General features: G+C 63.6%; 13 protein-coding genes. 5 read left to right on the top strand and 8 right to left on the bottom strand.

The window, feature by feature from the left end:
- Positions 1-168 precede the first annotated feature (168 nt).
- Complete coding sequence (locus BMYO_RS07965; RefSeq protein ID WP_094667955.1) at positions 169-1,911, bottom strand: alpha-amylase; 1,743 nt, start codon at positions 1,909-1,911, stop codon at positions 169-171.
- Positions 1,912-2,230: 319 nt separating this feature from the next.
- On the opposite strand from BMYO_RS07965, the gene BMYO_RS07960 reads away from it, so the two are divergent.
- Entirely contained in the window at positions 2,231-3,256 is a 1,026-nt protein-coding gene (locus tag BMYO_RS07960; RefSeq protein ID WP_094667954.1) for a LacI family DNA-binding transcriptional regulator, read from the top strand.
- A gap of 31 nt (positions 3,257-3,287) precedes the next feature.
- Here BMYO_RS07960 and BMYO_RS07955 read toward each other — a convergent pair whose 3' ends face one another.
- The 6 genes from BMYO_RS07955 to BMYO_RS07930 all read right to left on the bottom strand — a co-directional run bounded on the left by BMYO_RS07955 (position 3,288) and on the right by BMYO_RS07930 (position 11,535).
- Entirely contained in the window at positions 3,288-4,055 is a 768-nt protein-coding gene (locus BMYO_RS07955) for a TraX family protein (protein WP_094667953.1), read from the bottom strand.
- Positions 4,055-4,903, bottom strand: coding sequence for an HAD family hydrolase (locus tag BMYO_RS07950; protein ID WP_233428218.1), 849 nt, complete (start codon positions 4,901-4,903; stop codon positions 4,055-4,057). The genes BMYO_RS07955 and BMYO_RS07950 overlap by 1 nt, the downstream gene beginning before the upstream one ends.
- A gap of 131 nt (positions 4,904-5,034) precedes the next feature.
- Entirely contained in the window at positions 5,035-7,122 is a 2,088-nt protein-coding gene (pulA, locus tag BMYO_RS07945) for a type I pullulanase (RefSeq protein WP_094667951.1), read from the bottom strand.
- A gap of 457 nt (positions 7,123-7,579) precedes the next feature.
- Positions 7,580-8,434 (bottom strand): sugar ABC transporter permease, encoded by an 855-nt coding sequence (locus BMYO_RS07940; RefSeq protein ID WP_094667992.1) that lies wholly within the window; start codon positions 8,432-8,434, stop codon positions 7,580-7,582.
- Between the two features lie 38 nt (positions 8,435-8,472).
- Positions 8,473-9,846: a carbohydrate ABC transporter permease gene (locus tag BMYO_RS07935; RefSeq protein ID WP_094667950.1), complete on the bottom strand. Its 1,374-nt coding sequence runs from the start codon at positions 9,844-9,846 to the stop codon at positions 8,473-8,475.
- Positions 9,847-10,281: 435 nt separating this feature from the next.
- Positions 10,282-11,535, bottom strand: a complete 1,254-nt coding sequence (locus BMYO_RS07930) for an extracellular solute-binding protein (RefSeq protein WP_094667949.1) — start codon at positions 11,533-11,535, stop codon at positions 10,282-10,284.
- Positions 11,536-11,791: 256 nt separating this feature from the next.
- On the opposite strand from BMYO_RS07930, the gene BMYO_RS07925 reads away from it, so the two are divergent.
- From BMYO_RS07925 to BMYO_RS07910, 4 genes are all read left to right on the top strand, one after another.
- Positions 11,792-13,633, top strand: a complete 1,842-nt coding sequence (locus BMYO_RS07925; protein ID WP_094667948.1) for an alpha-amylase family glycosyl hydrolase — start codon at positions 11,792-11,794, stop codon at positions 13,631-13,633.
- Between the two features lie 228 nt (positions 13,634-13,861).
- Positions 13,862-16,066 (top strand): 4-alpha-glucanotransferase, encoded by a 2,205-nt coding sequence (gene malQ, locus BMYO_RS07920; RefSeq protein ID WP_094667947.1) that lies wholly within the window; start codon positions 13,862-13,864, stop codon positions 16,064-16,066.
- A 113-nt stretch (positions 16,067-16,179) separates the two neighbouring features.
- Positions 16,180-17,196, top strand: coding sequence for a LacI family DNA-binding transcriptional regulator (locus BMYO_RS07915; RefSeq protein WP_094667946.1), 1,017 nt, complete (start codon positions 16,180-16,182; stop codon positions 17,194-17,196).
- A gap of 441 nt (positions 17,197-17,637) precedes the next feature.
- Entirely contained in the window at positions 17,638-19,452 is a 1,815-nt protein-coding gene (locus tag BMYO_RS07910; protein ID WP_094667945.1) for a glycoside hydrolase family 13 protein, read from the top strand.
- Positions 19,453-19,756: 304 nt separating this feature from the next.
- On the opposite strand, the gene ilvC is transcribed toward BMYO_RS07910, so the two are convergent.
- Entirely contained in the window at positions 19,757-20,809 is a 1,053-nt protein-coding gene (gene ilvC, locus BMYO_RS07905) for a ketol-acid reductoisomerase (RefSeq protein WP_094667944.1), read from the bottom strand.
- Positions 20,810-20,876 lie beyond the last annotated feature (67 nt).

Here is a 20,876-nt window from a genome sequence, read left to right as displayed (position 1 = left end):
AATGTGTGCTCCTTTGTTCTTGTTATTCGTTCTTACGTTCTTTCGCCCAAGTTCCGAACCGGTCGTCTCTTGGACCTTCCAAAACTTGAGCCTACACCACTCAACTTTCCGACGGCAAGTTCTATTCCCAAATTCGCCACAAAAAGTTGAGCGCGTCGCACTCAGGTTTTACGAAACGAACCGACGCACACGGGCGGCAACAGCCACAAGCAGCATCGCCGCGGCCAGCACGACCACCGAGAGCCCTGCCGATCGGCTGGTCTCCTCAATCGCCTCGGCCGTCTCCCCGTCCATAACGGCATCGGCCTGAGCCGTCGGCTGCGCGGCGGCCATCTCCACAGCCGAGGCGACGAACCAGTCCGGATCCGCCGAGTTGACGCGCCGCTTGCCCGACCAGTCGTCGGGCGTCGCGCCGGCATATACGGCGACGGCCGAACCAGCGGGCAGCGTGGCCTCGAAAGTGCCGTCGGCCTTGACGAAAACCGCGGCGGAACAATCGCCGGAAGCATACACATTGCAGTACACGCCGGCCGGCATCGAGGTGGCGAACGTCCGTGTGACCGGAGCGTCGCTGTTGTTCACCGCCAGATAGCCGATCTCGCCTCGTCCGAAACCGACCACGTTCTCGCCGTATTCCCTCCAGTCCACGACTTCAGTCCCGGACACGGCGTTATGGAAACCAATCATGCCCCGAATCGCGGTCCACCGTTGCGCGCACTGCCATGTGCCGTCAGCCTCGTCACCGTTTTCGGGACAGACCATATCCACCACGGCGGTGGCGGTGGCGCCGGGTGCACCGTCATCCGCGTCGCCGAAGTAATAGCCGGAGTAGAGATGCGGCTGCCCGTACCCGTACGCCAGCAGGAAGGCGTTGGCGAGCAGATACTTCGCGCCGTCCTTATACGTCAGCGCGCTGCCGTTGCGTTCGGTGTCCCAGTTCGTGACCCACACGGCCGCCTTGTCCGACTCCACCCAGCTCGCACTGGCCCCGATGCGAGCCAGGCCGAAGCTCGAGGAGTTGATGTCGCCATCGAACGCCTCCTTCAGCCGCACATTGACGTTGAATTCAGAAACCTTACCGGTGCGCAGGTAATTGGACGGCTGAATCTCCTTGGCCTCGGACGCGCTGCCGATCACCTCCTGTTCGAACAGGACATCATCCAAATCCACGTTGGTCCTCCGCGCCAGCTCGGACTTGATGGCGACCATGTCGTCGGCGGAGATATGTTTGACCGCATCCACGCGGAATCCCGCCACGCCCAGATCCAGCAACTCGGCCATGTATTCCGCAAGCCTGCCCCGCACATACTCCTGACCGGTGTCGAGGTCCTGCAAGCCGGTAAGACGGCAGTTCTGCACATTATCGGCATCGCGGTAGTTGCTCACATTCTGAATGCAGTCATGGAAATTCGCGGCGGTATACGGCACCGCCGGGAAATCACCGGAACCATCAAACGAGCTGCCGGCAACGCCCATGCCGGAACGATCGGCACCGGCCATGTGATTGATGACCACGTCCGCAATCACCCCCACGCCGGCCGCCCTGCATTCCTCGACCATGTCCTTGAATTCGGACTCCGTGCCGAGTTTGGAATCCAGCCGGTAGCTGACCGGCTGGTACGAGGTCCACCATTGCGTTCCGGTTATGGATTCCTGCGGCGGGGATACCTGCACGAATCCCACGCCTTCAGGCCCATAGGTCTCGGCGCATTCACGGGCCACCGAGTTCCAATTGGTTTGGAAGGCGATGACAATGACGTCGCCACGTTGCTCGGCGGCGACGGCGGACGGCGCCGGCGGCAACATCGACGCCGACGCGAGCGCGGCGGCCAGCGAGGCAAACGCCGCCGTCATCTTTCGCGCCAGCCCGGCCAATCCGCCGAATCCTCGCGCTTTTGCCCATATCCTCATATATTCCTCCGCTCATCCGACGCCCAATCGACGCCCAACTGGCATCTGATCGATGCCCAGCCAATACTCACCATTGAGAGCCAGTGCCACCTTGCATTGCTGATTGCATTGCCGACGGAAATCACTATAAAGCATACGTTCGCATATGCTTTTCATCTTAGGTTATCACGATAGACACATCACATCGGCTGATTGTATCGCAAACGTTCGCAATGTATGATGACGACAGTTGACTTTACAACGACGTATCATCACGACAGTCTGGTGTCACGTCGGGCCGTCCGTTCGACCACAGAACACAGCAACGTAGGGGAGGATCATGGGCAAAGCAGACATCTACGAGGTGGCAAGGGCCGCCGGCGTTTCCATCTCCACGGTGTCGCGCGCGTTCACCCGCCCGGAGCTCGTGTCGGCGAAAACCAGACGCAAGGTGCTCGACATCGCCGACAAGCTCGACTTCAACATCTCCCGTTCCGCCACTACGCTCAAGTCGGGACGCACCAACCGCGTGGCGATGCTGATGAATGAGGAGATCACCAGTTGGTTCAACACCCAGACGTTCGCCGGCATCGAGTCGGTGATGCACCCGGCCGGATACGACATCTCGCTGTTCCAGCACATCGACACCGAACGCAACAGGGATGAGTTCTTCACCGATCTGCCGATCCAGCGCAACGTGGACGCCGTGTTCGTGGCATCGTTCGCCATCGACCCGCATGAGGTGGAGCAGCTGCGGCGCATCCACGTACCGATCATCGGCATCAACACCCCGTCCGTGGACGGCTTCGACGCCAGCATCAGCATCGACGACGAGAAGGGCATGTACACGGCCACCCAGCACCTCATCAATCTGGGGCATCGGCATATCGTCTATCCGTGTTCCGAGGCATCCCTGCTCAACTCCTCGATTGACGCCCGCACACGCGGTTTCATCCGCGCCTGCGAAGACGCCCAAGGCAAGCACGACCTGAACTGGCAGGTACTTTCCGTGCCGCGCGGCCCGGCGTTCGCCGATTCGGCGCTATCGGCGTTGCTGGCTCTGGACGAGTTCCCGGACTCCATCTGCTGCCAGATGGACATGATGGCGATTCCGCTGGTCATCAAGCTGGGCCGATACGGGCATCTCACGCCTCGCGACTATTCGATCGTGGGCTTCGATGACAGCCCCAATGCCGATACGATCAACCTGACCACCATGCGTCAGGACCCGTATGCGATGGGCCGCACCGCCGCGACCAAGGCCCTGAAGCTCATCGAGGGCGAGCCGCTGACCAACGCGCATGAGGTGGTGGAGGCGCAGTTCGTGCCGCGCGGCACCGACATGCCGTTTGGGGGCGCGCAGTAGCCGCGACACCATCATGCTGCTATATCACGCGCTATACCAGCGCGCCCAACAGCAGCATGACCGGGTAGAGCACGTAGAACACCCATTTGGTCCAGGGACGGCTGTAGCCCAGTTCGCCGTTGCGATAGTGGAGGAACGCCACGCCGACGCCCGGCGTGATGCACATCACCGCGCCCAGCAGTCCGGCCGTGAACATCATTGTGTTCTCATGCCGGTTCAGGAAGTAGAACGCCATCACGAATGCGAGCACAAGCACGCCCGTGTACATGACTCGTTGGCTCACGCCGATCTGCAGCATCATGTTCCACAGCACGCCGGCGACGATCAGCGCGACCGTAATCACCCATCGCACCGCGCCCGAATACGTACGGGCGACCCAATCGACCGCGACGAGCACGATGTACGCGAAGAACAGCCCCCACACCGGATTATGCGTGTGCGCATCGAACCAATGGCCGGTCATGATCTTGTCGTACGACGGCCCGGCCAGCGCGGCGACGACGAACAACTCCATACCATAACGCGCACGGTTGCGTGTATGCCGCCAGCCGTCGAATAGCAGCCAGGCATAGATCGGCACTGCACACCACGAGGCGATCTCGCACACGACCGCAATCGTCAGACCGGTCATGTTATCTGCGGACGGCTCGCCGAACAGCAGCGGCACCAGCGTGGTCGAGGCCACGGAAAGCGCCATGAACGCCGCGCCGATTACCTTGAGGCGGAACACGGAGAGGCCCTTGCGCCGCCTCGCTCCTTCCACGGCTTTGCGCTGCCGGGCCATGTCGATCTCGTTCATCACTCCTCCGAACTCTCCACGGTCGGTCTCTCGGCCGCTCCATCGGTCAATCCTCCGGACAATCCCGCCGGCCGCCCTTCCGCCGCCCTTCCCGCACGAAGGCCTGCGGGAATGCCAAGATACCGCATGAGGGAAGCATAATCGGGGCCGGCGAGCGAACACACGGCATGTGCGCTGGCTGCCGGGTCGTCAGGCGGGGATATCGCCGTACGCAGATAGACGCCGTCCATGCCGGCCGCGCGGGCGCCGAGAACGTCCGCACGTTCGTCGTTGCCGACCATGACGACGCGGGAAGGGTCAAGTTGTCCGGCCTCCAGAGCGCGGCGGAACAGCTCGGGCGACGGTTTGCGTACGCCCGCCTCGCTGGAGATGACGATGCGATCGAACGCGGTGATGAGGCCCAACAGGTCCAATTCCGGCCGCGTATAGCAGGATTGCGCATTGCTGACGAGGACAATGCGCAGCCCTGCGGTCCGCAACCGCGCCAGCATCGCCTGCGCTCCCGGGTACAACCGCAGCAGGCTGGTGCTCGCGCGGCGGAACGTCCAGGCGAGGACGCGGGCGACTTGGCCATCGCCCGAATCATGCGCAAGCCCCCGATACACCGGCAGCAGGTCAGGTTCGGCCCACTCGCCATGTCGCGCGACGACAGCGGCACGGATCGGTGCCGCGAGTTCGTCGAACCGGCTCCGCAGCGATTCGGTATCCGGATAGGAGACCCCGCACTGCGTGGTCAACGCTTCGCTCAAGGCCTCCCACGCAGCGTCCGACGACTCGTCAGTGCGGATGTCCACCAGCGTGCCGTACAGGTCAAAGAACACGGCATCGTACCGTTGGTACCGTTGCATCATCGTCTCCTTTGCGCAAGGTCGTATCGCGCGTATTGCGTGGATTGGCCGGCACTTTCAGGCATTTTCGGCCCGACTCTCGAAGTCGGCTCGATACCGGCCGTCATCGCCAACGAGCGGCCGGTATCCGGTCACACCCGCTGGTGCCTCCAGACGGTGAAGGTCCAGGGAGGCAATTGCAGGCGACGCCGCTCGACGCGGGGGCATGCTTCGGTATCGTCTCGCCCGCCAACGGCATCGGACTCATTGGCCCGACCGGACGATTCGTCATCGCCCGCCGACATCACGCTTGCAGAACAGTAGATGCACTGCCATGCCTCGGGCTCGATCTTCGAGACCTCGTCATACGGGCCGGGAATCTCCAGATCGACGGTGGGCTGTTCCTGCACGCGCCCGGTAGGATTGATCGCCACGCAATCGCCGCCGACGCGGAACACCACGACCTCATCCGTGCGGGGCACGATCATCCGGGCGCCGCCGAAGTACGCCGGATTACCGCGCCGCAGCTGAATCAGCGCCGCGTAATGGTCCACCAGCCCCTCCAAGCGCTGCGCACGACGCCAATCAAGCTGATTGAGCTCAGCCGGACTGCTGAACGAATCGGACACACCGTGCTTGGTCCGGGCGAATTCCTCGCCGGACAGCAGGAACGGCACGCCCGCCGCGGTGAATACGATGCCGGAGGCCAACAGGTTCGCGCGCATGAGGTCCGCGCACGACTCGCCCTCGGCCGTGTAATCGACGTCGGTGGGCAGTCGGCGCATGGTGGCGCACAGCTTGTCCCATAGGGTCAGGTCGTCATGGGCGGAAACGTACTGAATCACCTGTCCGACGCTGGCGACCTCGCGCAGAGTGCCGCGCCAGGCGTCCTCGGCGTGACGGATGTCATCGGCGTAGTCAGCGGCGGCACCGGCCAGATAGCCGGGCACCTTCTGGTAGAAGATGTGGCCGCGCACCGCATCACGCGTGGAATCGCAGAACGCGCCGATGCGGGGGCTGAGGTATGGCATGCCGCGCTTGTCCGCGAGCACCGTGCCGGCGCCGGGCACAAGGGCCGTGGTACTCGCGGCCCATGGTTCGCCATGCATCAGGATCGTGGCGCCGCCGGGCAGACGGTCGAGGGAGGTGCGGATGGCGTTCATGGTGTCCACGTCGATCAGGCCCATGAGGTCGAAACGGAAGCCGTCGATGTGGTATTCGCGCGCCCAGTAGGTGACCGAATCGACGATGTACTTGCGCATCATCGGATGTTCCGTTGCCACATCGTTGCCGCAGCCGGAGCCATTCGAGAAACCGCCGTCGATGCGGCGGCGAAGCGCGTAGCCGGGGATCATGCGCTCGAACCAATTGTCGGTGGAGAACATGTGGTTGTAGACCACATCCATGATCACTGCGATGCCGGCTTCGTGCAACGCCTGAATCATCCGCTTGCATTCGCGGATGCGCACCTCGCCGTCGCGCGGATCGGTGCTGTAGGACCCTTCCGGCACGTTGTAGTTGACCGGGTCGTAGCCCCAGTTGAAGGCGCGGTCCGGTGCGTCGTGCGGCACGGATTCGTCGATGGAACCGTAGTCGTAGAACGGCAGGAGCTGCACGGCGGTGATGCCGAGCCGCTTGAGGTAGGCCACGCAGGTGGGGAATGCGCCGGTGCCGTCCACGCTGGTGTCGGGATGAGTGAAGGCGAGGTAGGTGCCGCGGTGCCCGGCCGGGACGCCGCTGTGCGGGTCGTTGCTGAAGTCGCCGATATGAGTCTCCCAGATGACCAGTTCTCTGCGGGGGATGTGCGGGCGGCGGTCCTCGGCCCAACCGTCCGGATTGGTGCGGCGCAGGTCCACGACCATGCTGCGCCGTCCGTTCACGCCAGCCGCGCGCGCCCAGGGATCGGCTGTGCGATGCTCGGCGCCGTCGGGGAAGCGCACGAGATAGTCGTAATACGTGCCATGGCCGATGCCGTCGGCGCGGACGGACCAGGTGCCGTCCGGACCGACGGCGAGCTCGTGGGTTTCGATGATGTCGTCGGCGTCCGGGTCGCCGGTTGCGAAGAGCCGCACCGTGACGCCGCTGGCCGTAGGGGCCCAGACACGGAAGGAGGTGCCCGGTGCGTCCGGGATCGCGCCGAGATCGTCGCCGGAATAGACCGGGTACTCGGGGCACGGCAGGGCGGGATCGGCAGGTGTGCCGTCCACCACAGCTGCCAGTGCGGGAATCGTATGCGACATGACGTCTCCTTTGGTTGTGACGGGTGACGAACGGCTGCCTGATACGGATTCGCCGCCGTCTCTCCCCCGTCGGCTGCGCGGACGGACCTGTGGAATCCCGCGGCGAATCTGCGATGAGGGATTCTTTGTACAGGATTATTCTTTCACGGTCCCTGCCGAGTGGGCTCGCCTCCTGCACGGATCAATATGAGCTTCGGTCTTCCCCCAGTCAGCTTCGCTGCCAGCCCCCTCATCAGAGGGGCTAATAAATACGAGCCTTCACTCAGCATCACCTTCGCTCGGCCATCGCCTCACTCAGGCTGACGCTATGCGAAGCCCACTGGGCTTCGCATTACGACTCGCCTCCGGCCCCTGCAATTACGGACTCGCCTCCGGCGAGACTCAGCATCGCCTTCGCTCGGCTACCGCCTCACTCAGGCTGACGCTATGCGAAGCCCACTGGGCTTCGCATTACGCGTCAGCCCTTTACCGATCCACTCATGGACTCCTGGTAGAAGCGTTGCATGACGATGAAGAGGATGGCGATCGGGATGGAGATGACCACGGCCGCGGCGGCGAAGCGTGCGTACCAGTTCTGGATGTACTCCTTCTGCAGCATGAGCCACAGGCCGAGCGCCACCGTGTAGTTGGACTGCGTACGGCAGATCACCTTGGCCATCACGAAGTCGAGCCACGGGGTCAGGAAACCGATGATGGCCTGATAGACGATCATGGGCTTGCATATCGGGATGATGATCTTGGTGAACACCTGCAGTCGGGTGCAGCCGTCGAGCATCGCGGCCTCGTCAAGCGAGGTCGGAATCGTGTCCATGTAGCCCTTCATCACGTAGAAGCCTGCACCGGAACCTGCGGAGTAGACCAGGATCAGCGCGATTGTGGTCAGGCCCTCGCTGGTCAGGCCCACGGCCTTCAGGATGAAGTAGATGGCGGAAACGGCCATGATGCCGGGGAACATGCCCAGAATCAGCACCACGTTCATGAACGTGCGACGCGTACGGAACCGCAGTCGGCTCATGCAGTACGCCACGGACAACACGAACGCCATCGAGATGACGCATACGAAGCATGCCACGATGAATGTGTTCATGAACATCTTCGGGAAGTCGAGCACCGACTTGTCGGTGAACAACCCGACGTAGTTCTTCAGCGAGAATTCGGTGGGGAAGAACGTTTTGGTGTACGGCGCAGTGTTCGCGTTGAAGCTTTCCGCGAACACCCACACGATGGGAATCAGCCAGATCACGGCCATGACCGCGAGGAACAGGTGCGCGAAGACGTCGCCCAGAATGCGGCGCTTCCTCGTATCGTGCATCAGGCTATGCGATTCGGCCTTCTGAATGTTGTGCTTGCTCACCGGAATGCCTCCTCGTTCTTGTAGGAACCGGAATTGCGGTAGGTGACCAGGGACACCACCGCCAGGACGATGAACGTCATGATGCCGATTACGGCGCCGAGGTTGTAGTCGTTCTTATCCACCGTGAGCTTGTACAGCCAGGTGATCAGCAGGTCGGTGGTGCCGGCGGAGTCGCCGATCGGCACCGGGGCGCCGCCCGACAGCAGGTAGATCACGTTGAAGTTGTTCACGTTGCCGGTGAACGTGGTGATCAGGTACGGCGTGAGCACGAAGATGATGTACGGCATCGTGATCTTGGTGAAGATCTGCCACCAGTTCGCGCCGTCGATGCGGGCGGCCTCGTACAGGTCGGCCGGGATGTTCTGCAGGATGCCGGTGATCTGCATGATCGTATACGGGATGCCAACCCACAGGTTGATCACGATCACGGTGACGCGCGCCCATGTGGTGTCGGTGAAGAACGGCAGCGCCTGATCGATCCACCCCCACTGCATGAGCAGACGGTTGATGGCGCCGGTGGGCTGGAGCATGGTGTGCATGACCAGCAGGGAGACGAACTGCGGCACGGCGATGGACATCGAGAAGCACGCACGCCAGAAGCCCTTGAACCGCGTGGTCCTGCGGTTGATGACCATGGCGAAGAACATGCCGAGGAAGAAGTTGAGGAAGGTGGCGAAGAACGCCCACACCAGCGTCCAGATGGTCACTTGGACGAACAGGCGGGCGCTGACCGTACCGTTGCCGGTGGAGAACACCTTGCCGAAGTTCTCCAATCCCACCCAGTCGAACAGCACCAGATGGTCGCGGTCGTAGCTGGTGAACGCCATCGAGATCATGAAAATCAGCGGCAGCACGGTGAACACAAGGATGCCGAGCGTGGGCAGGAACATGAGCAGCTGATGGGCCTTCTGGTCGGTCAGCGCATGCAGATCGGACTTCAGATCGGGGGCCTTGCCGTCCTTACGGGCCAGACATTCGGCCTTGTACGCGCACTTGAGGGAGATCGTCCACAGATAGACGAACAGCAGGCAGGCCACTATGGTGCACACGCCGTACAGCAGGATCACCACCGAGTTATCGCCCTGGACGTACACCCAGAAGCCATCCACAAGCTGCTTGCCCTGTTCCTGATCGCCTAGGCTGGGAAGCTTGCCCAGATACCCGGCGCCGCTCGTGATCATGAATACGATGAACGCGATCTCCAGCGCCAGAAGCGCGACGCCTTTGACGAACTGTCTGCGGACGATGTTGCCGAGGCCGAACACGACCGCCGACAGCTTGGTGAAGATGTCTCCCTTGGTCAACGCGGCCTTCACCGAATATCGCGAAGGCGCCACGTAATCCGCGCCCATTCGCTTGCGGCGCTTCATCTCCCGCGGGGAAAGGGTTGCCGTTGTCATAACCCCACCGCCTCCAATATGTTCCAAGATGTGAGTTGTTGTGAAAACCTGATGCGCGATCCTTGGTTCCGGCACCTCCTTGCGCCGGCGATCGCGCGCCTTGACTGACGTTCCGTATCCCCTCCGCCGATCGTCGCGTCGGAACCGCGTAGAGTTCGGGTGCCGGACGCGGCGTTCGGCACCCGAACTCTACGGGCAATGGAGGAAGAGAGGAAAAGAGCTGAAACCGTTGATTGGCGAGGGGTTGCGGGCGGACGCAACGGCTTCACATCATCCGCCCGCAACTGGCGTACCTTACGGAACCCTCACATTCGGTTATGACGGGCATGGCGGCGGCCGCGGCGCGGTCACGCCCCGGCCATGCAGTCGGCCACAGTCCGATCGAGACGACCGGACCGGGAGCCGTCACTCGGCGTACTTGCCGACCTGCTTGACCCATTCGTCGGTCTTGGCCTGCGCGTTGTCGGAGGTGACCTCCTTGTTGAGGATGGCGTCGCCGAAGGCCTTGGCGGGGTCCCACCAGGAGGACATGCCGGCCAGACCGGACTGCAGGATGGCGGTGTTGGCCATGGTGTCGGTCTGGCCGATGGCGACCGGGTCATCGGCGGTCAGGCTAGCCAGGGACTTGTCGGTCGGGATGATGTTGCGCAGCTCGTAGTGCAGCTTCTGCGACTCGGTGGAGCCGAGGTAGGCGGCGAACTGGGCGGCGGCCTTGGTGTTCTTGGCGTTCGGGTTGTAGGCGGCGGCCTTGGTGGCGGCGAAGGACTTCATCTGCTTGGTCTGGCCGTTCACGGTGAACGTCGGCAGCTGGGCGACGCCCATGTTGTCACCGAGGGCGGCCTTGATGTCGGCGGCCGACCAGGAGCCGGAGAAGAACGCCTTGACGGTGCCTTCGGTCATCTCGGACAGACCGGAGTTGTCGGCGCTGTTGTGGAAGTTCGGGTTGGCGGCGAGGTCCACGAGGTACTTGGAGATGTCGCCGGCGTCCTTCGGGAAGACCATGCCGGCGGATTCGTCGGTACCGTCCGCGCCGAACAGCTGCAGGCCGTCGTAGAAGCCGCCGATGTACCAGGAATCGTTGAGCGGGAAGGAGACCGCGGCCTTGGACAGCATTGTGTCGAGGCTCTTGACGTCATCCTCTGAGAAGGTGGACTTGTCGTAGTACATGAACCAGGTGTTATCGGTGTATGGCACACCGTAGTACTTGCCGTCGGTGCCGGTCATGGAGGCGATTTCCAGATCGCCGTTCTGCTCCTTGAGCTGCTGCTCGGCATCGGTACCGAGTTCGCCGATGCCCTGCACCTCCATGAGGCCGCCGAGCTGATCGGAGGCGAACATGTAGACGTCGGCCGCAGCGGACGGATCGGTCTTGACCTTGGTCACGGCGTCACCCTCGGAGACCACATCGTTCTTCCATGTGATCTTGTATTCGGGGTGCTCCTTTTCGAAGTTGGCCTCGACCTGGGTCAGCCAGGGCTCGGAGCCGTCGTCGCCCTTGGCCTGATCCTCCTGCGGGGCCCAGACGCTCAGGGTCACCTCCTCGGTGCCGGCGGTGGCGGCACCGCCCTTGTCGCCGGAATCGGAACCGCATGCGGCGAGCGGCATCAGCATGGCCACAGCGGCGGTGAGGCCGAGAGCCTTCTTCCAGTTGATCTTCATTGATCTGTCCTTTCTCTGTTCGGTCTGTTCGCCCGAGCTCACGATGCACACGTTTTCAGATTGTTCTCCTACACTGGGATGCATACGCTCGCATCATCGCGGTTGCTCCTTGGAAATGCTAGTGTCGCAGTCCTTTATTGCATCGTTGGCTGTAAGGCTAGCACAAGATTTGCATACGTTGGCATTTTGCCGGAATTGCGTATAATTGCAATCGATAGCTCAACGCGCTCAGCTCTACGAAACACAGGAGTTTCCCATGACCGACCACACACGACACGCCCAGACCAACGGCAGCGAGCCTCCGCGGGAATCCCCTGTACGGCACTCCCGAGAACCCCGGCGCGACAAACACCACAACATCCGCCAGACAGCCCGCCGTCGATTCCCCCGGCCGGCATGGCTCGCATACGCACGGTTCTACGAGGTGTATCCGCAGTCGTTCGCCGACACGAACGGCGACGGCATCGGCGACCTGCCGGGCGTTCTCGACCGGCTCGACTACATCAGGGAGCTCGGATGCAACGCACTGTGGCTCAACCCCTGCTTCGATTCACCGTTTAGGGACGCCGGCTACGACGTGCGCGACTACACGCGAGTTGCCCCGCGCTACGGCACCAACGACGACCTCGTCGCCCTGTTCGAGGCGGCCCACGAACGTGGAATGCATGTGCTGCTTGATCTGGTGCCCGGTCACACCAGCGAAGAGCACGCATGGTTCCGGGCCAGCGCGCAGCCCGACCCCGCCGATCGGACCGTGCTCCCCGACGGCCCGCATCCGGAATCCCCGGATTCGCCCATCGACGTCTCCGAACGGTACATCTGGACCGATTCGTGGATCGCCGGCGGCGACGGGCTGCCGTTCATCGGCGGCGAGACCGAACGCGACGGCACCTACATCCTCAACTTCTTCAAGTGCCAGCCGGCCTTGAACTACGGGTTCGCCCATCCCAGCCAGCCGTGGCAGAAACCGGCGCTCGGCCCGGACGCCCTGGCCACCTGCGAGGCGATGCTCGACGTCATGCGCTTCTGGCTCTCCCGCGGGGCGGACGGATTCCGCGTGGACATGGCAGACAGTCTGGTCAAACACGACGACGAAGGCAAGCCGTTCACCATCCGCACCTGGCAGTATCTGTTCTCGAAAATCCGACCCGAATTCCCCGAGGCCGCGTTCGTCTCCGAATGGGGGCGTCCACACGAATCCATGGAGGCCGGGTTCGACATGGACTTCTACCTCGACTGGCGCTGGGGCGGGCATCCGAACGGGTACAACCTGCTGCTGCGCAACACCGACACCCCGCTTCTGCATGAGGGCGACGCCAGCTACTTCAACACGGATTCGGGCACCTCGATCGCACCGTTCCTTGAACAGTATCTGCCGCAGCTGCGCGAGACCGAGCGCGCCGACGGACTGTTCGATCTCATCACCTGCAACCATGACACACTCCGCACGGCGCCGCGGCTCACCGAACGCGAGCGCAAGGTGGCGTACGGCATGCTGCTGACCATGCCGGGATGCCCGTTCCTGTATTACGGCGACGAGATCGGCATGCGATACCGCCCGCTGCCCACCCAGGAGGGCGGCTACACGCGCACAGGCAGCCGTACGCCGATGCAATGGGACTCGGGCATGGCGAATCTCGGCTTCTCGACCGCGCCAGCAGGCCAGCTGTACCTGCCGGTAGACCCGGACGCGGACGCGCCGACCGTCGCCGACGAACTGGCGCGCCAGGATTCGCTACTCAATTGGGCGCACACGCTGCTGACGCTGCGGACAGGCCGGGCGGCACTGACGGCCGACGCCGGATTTGCAGTGGTCGCCGCACCGGAGGACGGGCGCACGTTCGCCTATCTGCGGACCGCCGCAACGGTTGCGCCAGTATGGCCCGCGCAGGGTATCGCCGCCGAGGCCGCTATCGACGCTCCGGCGGACGCGCCGGCGGTCATGCTTATCGCCATGAATCCCGGGCGAGAGACGGAATACGTGGAATTGCCGGACGGAATCGGAACTTCGCCGTCCATCGCGCTTGCCTTGGGAGGACCGGCCGTGGAGGACGGACGGTTGCGTTTGCCACCGCAGTCGTTTGCAATAGTGGAGTGACCTGTTCGGGCGCAGCAGGAAGGACGGAATGCGCGTTCGGACGTCCACAAGCACCAGAAGACAGCCCAACTCACCCATATTTTGCAATCGTTGTCACAATAAGCTACCCTTGAATTCAGAACAGAGCGAACATTGGCCTGCCAGATTGCCGGAAGCTCAACGCAGAGCGGCCATCAAACAGCAATGCAAACGACTAGCATCACCCTACAATCAAGGCAAGGAGTCATCATGACCGACGGTCACGGCAACGAAGCGGCAACCAGCACCTTGGAACACCACCAGCGTACGGAAAGCGCACAGCGGCTCGCGCGACCGCTCATCAAACTGGCCAAGGCATCGGGCCTCGCCACCTCATTCATCGACCAGCTCGGCACCTACACCGAAATCAGCGACGCCGCGCTGGTCGCCGTACTGAAGGCCCTCGATGTGGATGCCTCCAGCGACGAGGCCATCGCACGGTCCATGGCCGATCTCGAGGAAGCCGAAAGCAAACGTTTGCTTAACCCCACGGTGGTCGCCGTCACCGGCACATCGACGTCAATCCAGCTGAACTGCCCGGCCGACGAAGACGTGACCGTCACGGTCACACTCGAAGACGGCTCCCCCTTCGACGGCTGCACGGTGTTGCCGGACCTCAACTCCGGTCATCCGGTCCTGACGCTGGGCGCCGACCTGCCGATGGGCTATCACACCCTCGACGTCACGGCGGACGGCCGCGCCGGACACGCCACCATCATCGCCGCACCGGCGCGTATCCCCGTGCCGGAGGCCGTTGCCGAACAACAGCGCTGGGGCTGGATGACGCAGATGTATTCCGTGCGCTCCCACGACTCCTGGGGCGTCGGCGACTACGGCGACCTGAAGCGACTGCTCATCGACGCGGCGCACGAATCCGGCGCGGACTTCATGCTCATCAACCCGATCCACGCCGGCGCGCCGATCACGCCGCTGGAACCGTCTCCCTACCTGCCCGAATCGCGCCGATTCCTCAACGTGACGTACATCCGCCCGCAGGACATCCCCGAGTACGGCACCCTGCCCGACGACGTGCGCGCACGCGTGGATGAGCTTCACGCCTCCGTGGCCGCACGCAACGACGAGTCCACGCCGATGGACATCAACGCGGCGTGGGAGGCCAAGCGCCCGGCCCTGCGACTCATCTTCGAGGCGGGGCGCAACGCCAAGCGCGAGCTGGAATTCGAGCGTTTCAAGGCCCTGGCCGGCCCGGATCTCGACTCGTTCGCCACCTGGTGCGTGTGCTTCGAGGTCTGGGGCGCACCCTGGGGCGAGAACCGCTGGTTCTTCGACAAGCGCATCGACGCCCCCGAAGTCACGGCGCTGGTCGAAACCCACCACGACCTGTTCGAATTCAACCGCTGGCTGCAGTGGATCGCCGCCGAGCAGGTGACCGAGGCGCAGCACGCCGCCACGGAAAGCGGCATGGCGCTGGGACTCATGCAGGACATGGCCGTGGGCGTGCACGGCTTGGGCGCGGACGCCTGGGCCAACCCCGAACGCTTCGCCACCGGCTCGGTGACCGTGGGCTGCCCGCCGGACTTCTACAACCAACAGGGGCAGGATTGGGGTCAGCCGCCGTTCAATCCGCGGTATCTGGAGGCCACCGGCTATCAGGTGTACCGCGAGATGGTCCACGCCATGTACGAGCACGCTGGCGCGGTGCGCATCGACCATGTGCTGGGACTGTTCCGCCTGTGGTGGATTCCTCAGGGGCTCGGCGCCAAGAACGGCGCGTATGTGATGTACAACCACGAGGCCATGCTTGGCGTGCTGTCCATCGAGGCCACGCGCGCCGGCGGCATGGTGATCGGCGAGGATCTGGGCACGGTGCCCGATTACGTGCGCCGCATCCTGGCCGATCATGGCGTGCTGGGCACGGATGTGGAATGGTTCGCGCGTGTGGACGATTCGCCGAACGCGGGCGACCCGTACAAGAAGCCGAGCGAATACCGGCGTCAGGCGTTGGCCTCGGTGACCACGCACGACCTGCCGCCGACCGCGGGATATCTGGGATTCGAGCATGTGAAGCTGCGTGAGGAGCTGCACCTGCTGAGCGAGCCGGTGGAGCAGTTCGCCGCCTCGGCGCTGGCCGAACGCACGGCCATGATGGACCGGCTCGTGGAGAGCGGCTACATCACGGCGGCCGCGGCCGAGAACGTGCCGGGCCATATCCAACAGATCGTCGAGGCGATGCATGCGATGCTCACGGACACGCCGTCGCTGCTGCTGCAGGCGGCGCTTGTGGACGGCGTGGGCGAAACCCGCTCGCAGAACCAGCCCGGCACGTCCACCGAATACTCGAACTGGCGCGTGCCCCTGGCCGACGAGCACGGTCATGTGGTCCATACCGATGAGGTGTTCGCCCTGCCGCGCGTGCGGTCGCTGGCCGCGGTGATGCAGCGCAAGCGTCGCTGATTGGGGATGGCGGCGTGCGGGACAGCCGTTGCGGCAAGGTCCCGTACGCCGCCATGTTATCGTTGTCATGACCATGATTTTCCGGCGGGGAGTTCCCGGGGCAAGGAGCAACGATGACCAAGGCGAGCATTCAGGCGGTGGCGCGGGAGGCCGGCGTCTCGGTATCCACGGTGTCCCGCACCTTCGCCAAGCCGGACCTTGTGCTCCCCGAAACCCGCGATAAGGTGATGGCCGCCGCAGAGAAACTGGACTATTCCGTCTCGCGGTCGGCAGCCGCGCTGAAATCCGGTCAGTCGTTCCGCATCGCGCTGCTGGCCAGCGAAACCATCACCACCTGGTTCAACTCGAACATCTTCGCGGGCCTCGACTCGGTGCTGAGGCCGGCCGGCTACGACACCGTCGTGTACCCGATGAGCAACGCCGAGGAGCGCCGCAGCTTCTTCGAGGACCTGCCCGTGCGACGGAACGCGGATGCGGTGATCGTCAGCTCGTTCAACATCGAACCGGCCGAGGTCCAGCGCCTGAAGCATATGCACGTACCGATCATCGGCATCAACATCCCCTCCACCGACGGGTTCGACGCGGGCGTGAGCATCGACGACCGGGCGGCCTCCCGCTCCGCCATCGAGCACCTCATCGCGCTCGGCCATCGCCATATCGCCTTCGTGGGCAGCGTGCGCACGCGCACCACCATGCGCTACAGCGCGGAGGCCCGCCTGCAAGGACTGCTCGACGCGGCCACCTCACGCCCCGGCGTCTCCGTGCAGACGTTGCAGGTGCCGCGCGGCGCCGCCGAAATCAACGCGGCGCTCAATGCCGTGCTCAACGCGGCGGCCGACGTCACCGCCTTCTGCTTCGAGGACGACGACATGGCGCTACCCGTGCTGTATCGCCTGCGCCAGTACGGACGCAACGTACCCCAGGATCTGTCGATCGTCGGCTTCGACGACGTGGATCTGGCCGCGGCAGTGGGCCTGACCACGCTGCATCAGGACCCGTTCGCGATGGGTCAGGACGCCGGCCGCATGGCATTGGATGCCATCGCCGGCACGCCGATCGCCCCGGCATTCCGCCAGCCGCCCACGCCGCTGATGCTGCGCGAGACCACGGCACCGCCGAGCGGACGCTAAACGGAGTCGGCAGCGGTTTGCGGGCGCCCCGGACCGCTCATGGACCGTGCGCGGTTTGCCCCGCAGCTCGCGCACGACCCGCATACCTTCGCGACGCTCGTCATCGCTGACGAATCCCACAAATCCCATTAGCAGTCCGTCTCTTATATAATTGAGAGCTTCAGCTTTTTCTCTCCCCAGTCAGCTTCGCTGACAGCCCCCTCATCAGAGAGGGCCGACACCACTCAAACAATTGCACAACAGACCATTACCTACATTGGTGACTACGTTGCCATAGCGAAACGCCGTAGCGTAATTGTATGTTGTTGGCCTTGCATGATATCGTTGTCATCAAGCAATCACCCACCATATCCGCGCATCACCGGCGAGCGCCGCAAACCATCGGCCCAACGCCCGACCGACCTGCGCGGAACAACCCAACAGCAGCAAAGGAAGCGTCGCATGACCGCGAACAACCTCCATGACGATTGGTGGAAGCAGGCCGTCGTCTACCAGATCTATCCCCGCTCCTTCAAGGATGTCAACGGCGACGGCCTCGGCGACATCGCCGGCGTCACCGAGAAGATGGACTACCTCAAGCATCTCGGCGTGGACGCCATCTGGCTCTCCCCCTTCTACCCGTCCGACCTCGCGGACGGCGGCTACGACGTGATCGACTACCGCAACGTGGATCCGCGCCTGGGCACCATGGACGACTTCGACGCCATGGCCAAGGCCGCGCACGACGCCGGCATCAAGGTAATCGTGGACATCGTGCCGAACCACACGTCCGACAAGCACGTCTTCTTCCAGGAGGCGCTGGCCTCTGCCCCCGGTTCCCCTGCGCGCGACCGCTACATCTTCCGCGACGGCCGGGGCGAGCACGGCGAATTGCCGCCGAACGACTGGCAGTCCTTCTTTGGCGGCCCTGCCTGGGCGCGCGTCGAGGACGGCCAGTGGTACCTGCACTTGTTCGACAAGGCCCAGCCGGATGTGAACTGGAAGAACCCGGACATCCACGAGGAATTCAAGAAGACGCTGCGCTTCTGGTCCGACCACGGCACCGACGGCTTCCGCATCGACGTGGCTCACGGCTTGGCCAAGGACCTCGAGTCCAAGCCGCTCGAGGAGCTGGGCCGAGAATACAGCGTGGTGGGCGTGCTGTGCCACGACTTCTCGCACCCGCTGTTCGACCGCCGCGAGGTGCACGACATCTACCGCGAGTGGCGTCAGGTGTTCAACGAGTACAATCCGCCGCGCTTCGCCGTCGCCGAGGCCTGGGTGGTGCCCGAGCACCAGCATCTGTACGCTTCGATGGACGAGTTGGGCCAGTCGTTCAACTTCGATTTCGCCGAGGCCAACTGGTTCGCGGGCGACTTCCGCAAGGCCATCGACTCCGGTCTCAAGGCCGCTGCGGAGACCAACGGCTCGACCACCACTTGGGTGATGAACAATCATGATGTGCCGCGCAGCCCCTCGCGTTACGGTCTGCCGCAGGTCGCCGGCGCGCCCTACCATCAGCTGCCCCACGACTGGCTGCTGCGCAACGGCACCACCTATCCCGAGAACCGCGAGCTCGGCACCAAGCGCGCCCGCGCTGCCGCGCTCATGGAGCTCGGCCTGCCCGGCGCCGCCTACATCTACCAAGGCGAGGAACTGGGCCTGTTCGAAGTGGCGGACATCCCGTGGGATCATCTGGAGGACCCGACCGCCTTCCATACCGCACAGGCCACGATGGACAAGGGCCGCGACGGATGCCGCGTGCCGCTGCCGTGGGTCGCCGCCGACGAGCCGTCGTTGGCTGATTTCAGCCGTCCAATCCCCGCCGATGACGGCACCGGCGAAAACCGTGTGCCGCTGTGCGCGGCCGGTCAGTTCGGCACTGGGGCCTCATTCGGCTTCTCCCCCGCGGTCCGCGCCGATGGCGTGACGCCCGCGGCCGACCCGCATCTGCCACAGCCGCTGTGGTTCAAGGACTTCGCCGTGGACGTGGAGCAGGCCGATCCGGATTCGATGTTCGCGCTGTACCGTGCGGCGTTGTCGATTCGTCAGGAGTCGCTGACCTCGACGCGCGACACCTCGGCCGAGCAGGTGGATATGGGCGATGATGTGGTGGCGTACACGCGTGTTGCCGCGAATGGCCGCACGTTCACATCGGTGACGAACTTCGGCGACGCCGCGATCGCGCTGCCCGAAGGTGACGTGGTGCTGACGTCCGGCCCGCTGACCGGCGACGGCCAGCTGCCGACCGACACCTCCGCGTGGGTGCTGCGATAACGAACCATCCCGCCACCACTGTGTAGGGAAGTTCCCACCGTGTAGGGATTCGCCCACCGTGTAGGGGCCGAAAACGGCTTTATTCCGCGAATCGTAAAATTCCTCTCCCTACACAGTGGGGAATTCCCTACACAGTGGGGTAACTGCGACGATTGCATAGAACGACCACTATGCGGAATATTGACGTTGGGTGGATGGGGTGCATGTTCCGACACGCTCAAGGCCGCTCGGCCAAGCCTACGGTCGGAACATGCACCCCATCCACCCAACTTTTCATATGAGGCGCCTTTTATGCGGCTTCAGTTCACTGCACCTGCGCGCGGGCGATCTTGCCGGTGAAGGAGTTGGCCTCGTCGGCATCCTTGACGCCGTCCTTGTTCCAGGAGAACATGGCGCGCAGCTTCGGGCCGACGGTCTCGATGCGCTCGTTGGAGTACTTCTCCTGCAGCTCCTTGAAGTGCGGGGCGCCGGCATCCTGATCGTCGATGAACTCCTTGGCGAAGGAGCCGTCCTGGATGCGCTGCAGGTGGTATTCCATGCGCTTGCGGCAGTCCTCGTTGATGACGGTGTTGGTGTAGTCGCCGTACTGGGCGGTGTCGGAGCAGGACCAACGGGCCTTGTTCAGGCCACCCTCGTTCATCAGGTCGACGAGCATCTTGAGCTCGTGGCAGACCTCGAAGTAGGCGATCTCCGGCTGGTAGCCGGCGTCGGTGAGGACCTCGAAGCCCATCTCGACGAGCTTGTTCACGCCACCCATGAGCACGTTCTGCTCACCGAAGAGATCGGTCTCGGTCTCCTCCTTGAACGTGGTCTTGATGGCGCCGGCGCGAAGGGCACCGAGGGCCTTGGCGTAGGCCAGGGTCAGCGCCCAGCCGTCACCGCGCGGGTCCTGCTCGACGGCCACGACCACCGGGACGCCACGGCCGGCGGCGTACTCACGACGCACGATGTGGCCCGGGCCCTTCGGGGCGACCATGAACACCGGGTGATCCTCGGTCGGCTTGATGTAGCCATAGTGAATGTTGAAGCCGTGAGCGAAGGCGACGGCCGCGCCCGGCTTGATGTTGGGCTCGATGTCGTTGGCCCAAATCGTGCGCTGGTACTGGTCGGGGGCCAGAATCATGATGACGTCGGCCTCGGCGGCGGCCTCGGGCACGGACTTGACCTCGAGGCCCTGCTCCTTGGCGAACTCGACCGACTTGGAGGTCGGACGCAGGCCGACGACCACATCGACGCCCGAGTCGCGCAAGTTCAGCGCGTGGGCGTGGCCCTGGGAACCGTAACCGATGATTGCGACCTTCTTGCCATCGAGCACGGACAGATCGGCGTCGTTGTCATACCAAATTTGTGCAGCCATTAAGCACTCCTTGTACTGCTGGCGTACCGGTCGTCCCGTGGATTCGGTGATCTGGCCGGCATGCGGT

The sequence above is a fragment of the Bifidobacterium myosotis genome, from assembly GCF_002259745.1.
In the GTDB taxonomy this organism is placed as follows: Bacteria; Actinomycetota; Actinomycetes; order Actinomycetales; family Bifidobacteriaceae; genus Bifidobacterium; species Bifidobacterium myosotis.
This window is presented reverse-complemented; position numbering and strand designations above follow the sequence as displayed.

What these genes read in the sequence shown, in the direction of transcription:
- BMYO_RS07925 (WP_094667948.1), top strand. Translation starts at nt 11,792, where the DNA reads ATGACCGACCACACACGACACGCCCAGACCAACGGCAGCGAGCCTCCG.
- BMYO_RS07960 (WP_094667954.1), top strand. Translation starts at nt 2,231, where the DNA reads ATGGGCAAAGCAGACATCTACGAGGTGGCAAGGGCCGCCGGCGTTTCC.
- BMYO_RS07935 (WP_094667950.1), bottom strand. Translation starts at nt 9,846, where the DNA reads ATGAAGCGCCGCAAGCGAATGGGCGCGGATTACGTGGCGCCTTCGCGA.
- malQ (WP_094667947.1), top strand. Translation starts at nt 13,862, where the DNA reads ATGACCGACGGTCACGGCAACGAAGCGGCAACCAGCACCTTGGAACAC.
- pulA (WP_094667951.1), bottom strand. Translation starts at nt 7,122, where the DNA reads ATGTCGCATACGATTCCCGCACTGGCAGCTGTGGTGGACGGCACACCT.
- BMYO_RS07955 (WP_094667953.1), bottom strand. Translation starts at nt 4,055, where the DNA reads ATGAACGAGATCGACATGGCCCGGCAGCGCAAAGCCGTGGAAGGAGCG.
- BMYO_RS07910 (WP_094667945.1), top strand. Translation starts at nt 17,638, where the DNA reads ATGACCGCGAACAACCTCCATGACGATTGGTGGAAGCAGGCCGTCGTC.
- BMYO_RS07940 (WP_094667992.1), bottom strand. Translation starts at nt 8,434, where the DNA reads ATGCACGATACGAGGAAGCGCCGCATTCTGGGCGACGTCTTCGCGCAC.
- BMYO_RS07950 (WP_233428218.1), bottom strand. Translation starts at nt 4,903, where the DNA reads ATGCAACGGTACCAACGGTACGATGCCGTGTTCTTTGACCTGTACGGC.
- ilvC (WP_094667944.1), bottom strand. Translation starts at nt 20,809, where the DNA reads ATGGCTGCACAAATTTGGTATGACAACGACGCCGATCTGTCCGTGCTC.
- BMYO_RS07965 (WP_094667955.1), bottom strand. Translation starts at nt 1,911, where the DNA reads ATGAGGATATGGGCAAAAGCGCGAGGATTCGGCGGATTGGCCGGGCTG.
- BMYO_RS07930 (WP_094667949.1), bottom strand. Translation starts at nt 11,535, where the DNA reads ATGAAGATCAACTGGAAGAAGGCTCTCGGCCTCACCGCCGCTGTGGCC.
- BMYO_RS07915 (WP_094667946.1), top strand. Translation starts at nt 16,180, where the DNA reads ATGACCAAGGCGAGCATTCAGGCGGTGGCGCGGGAGGCCGGCGTCTCG.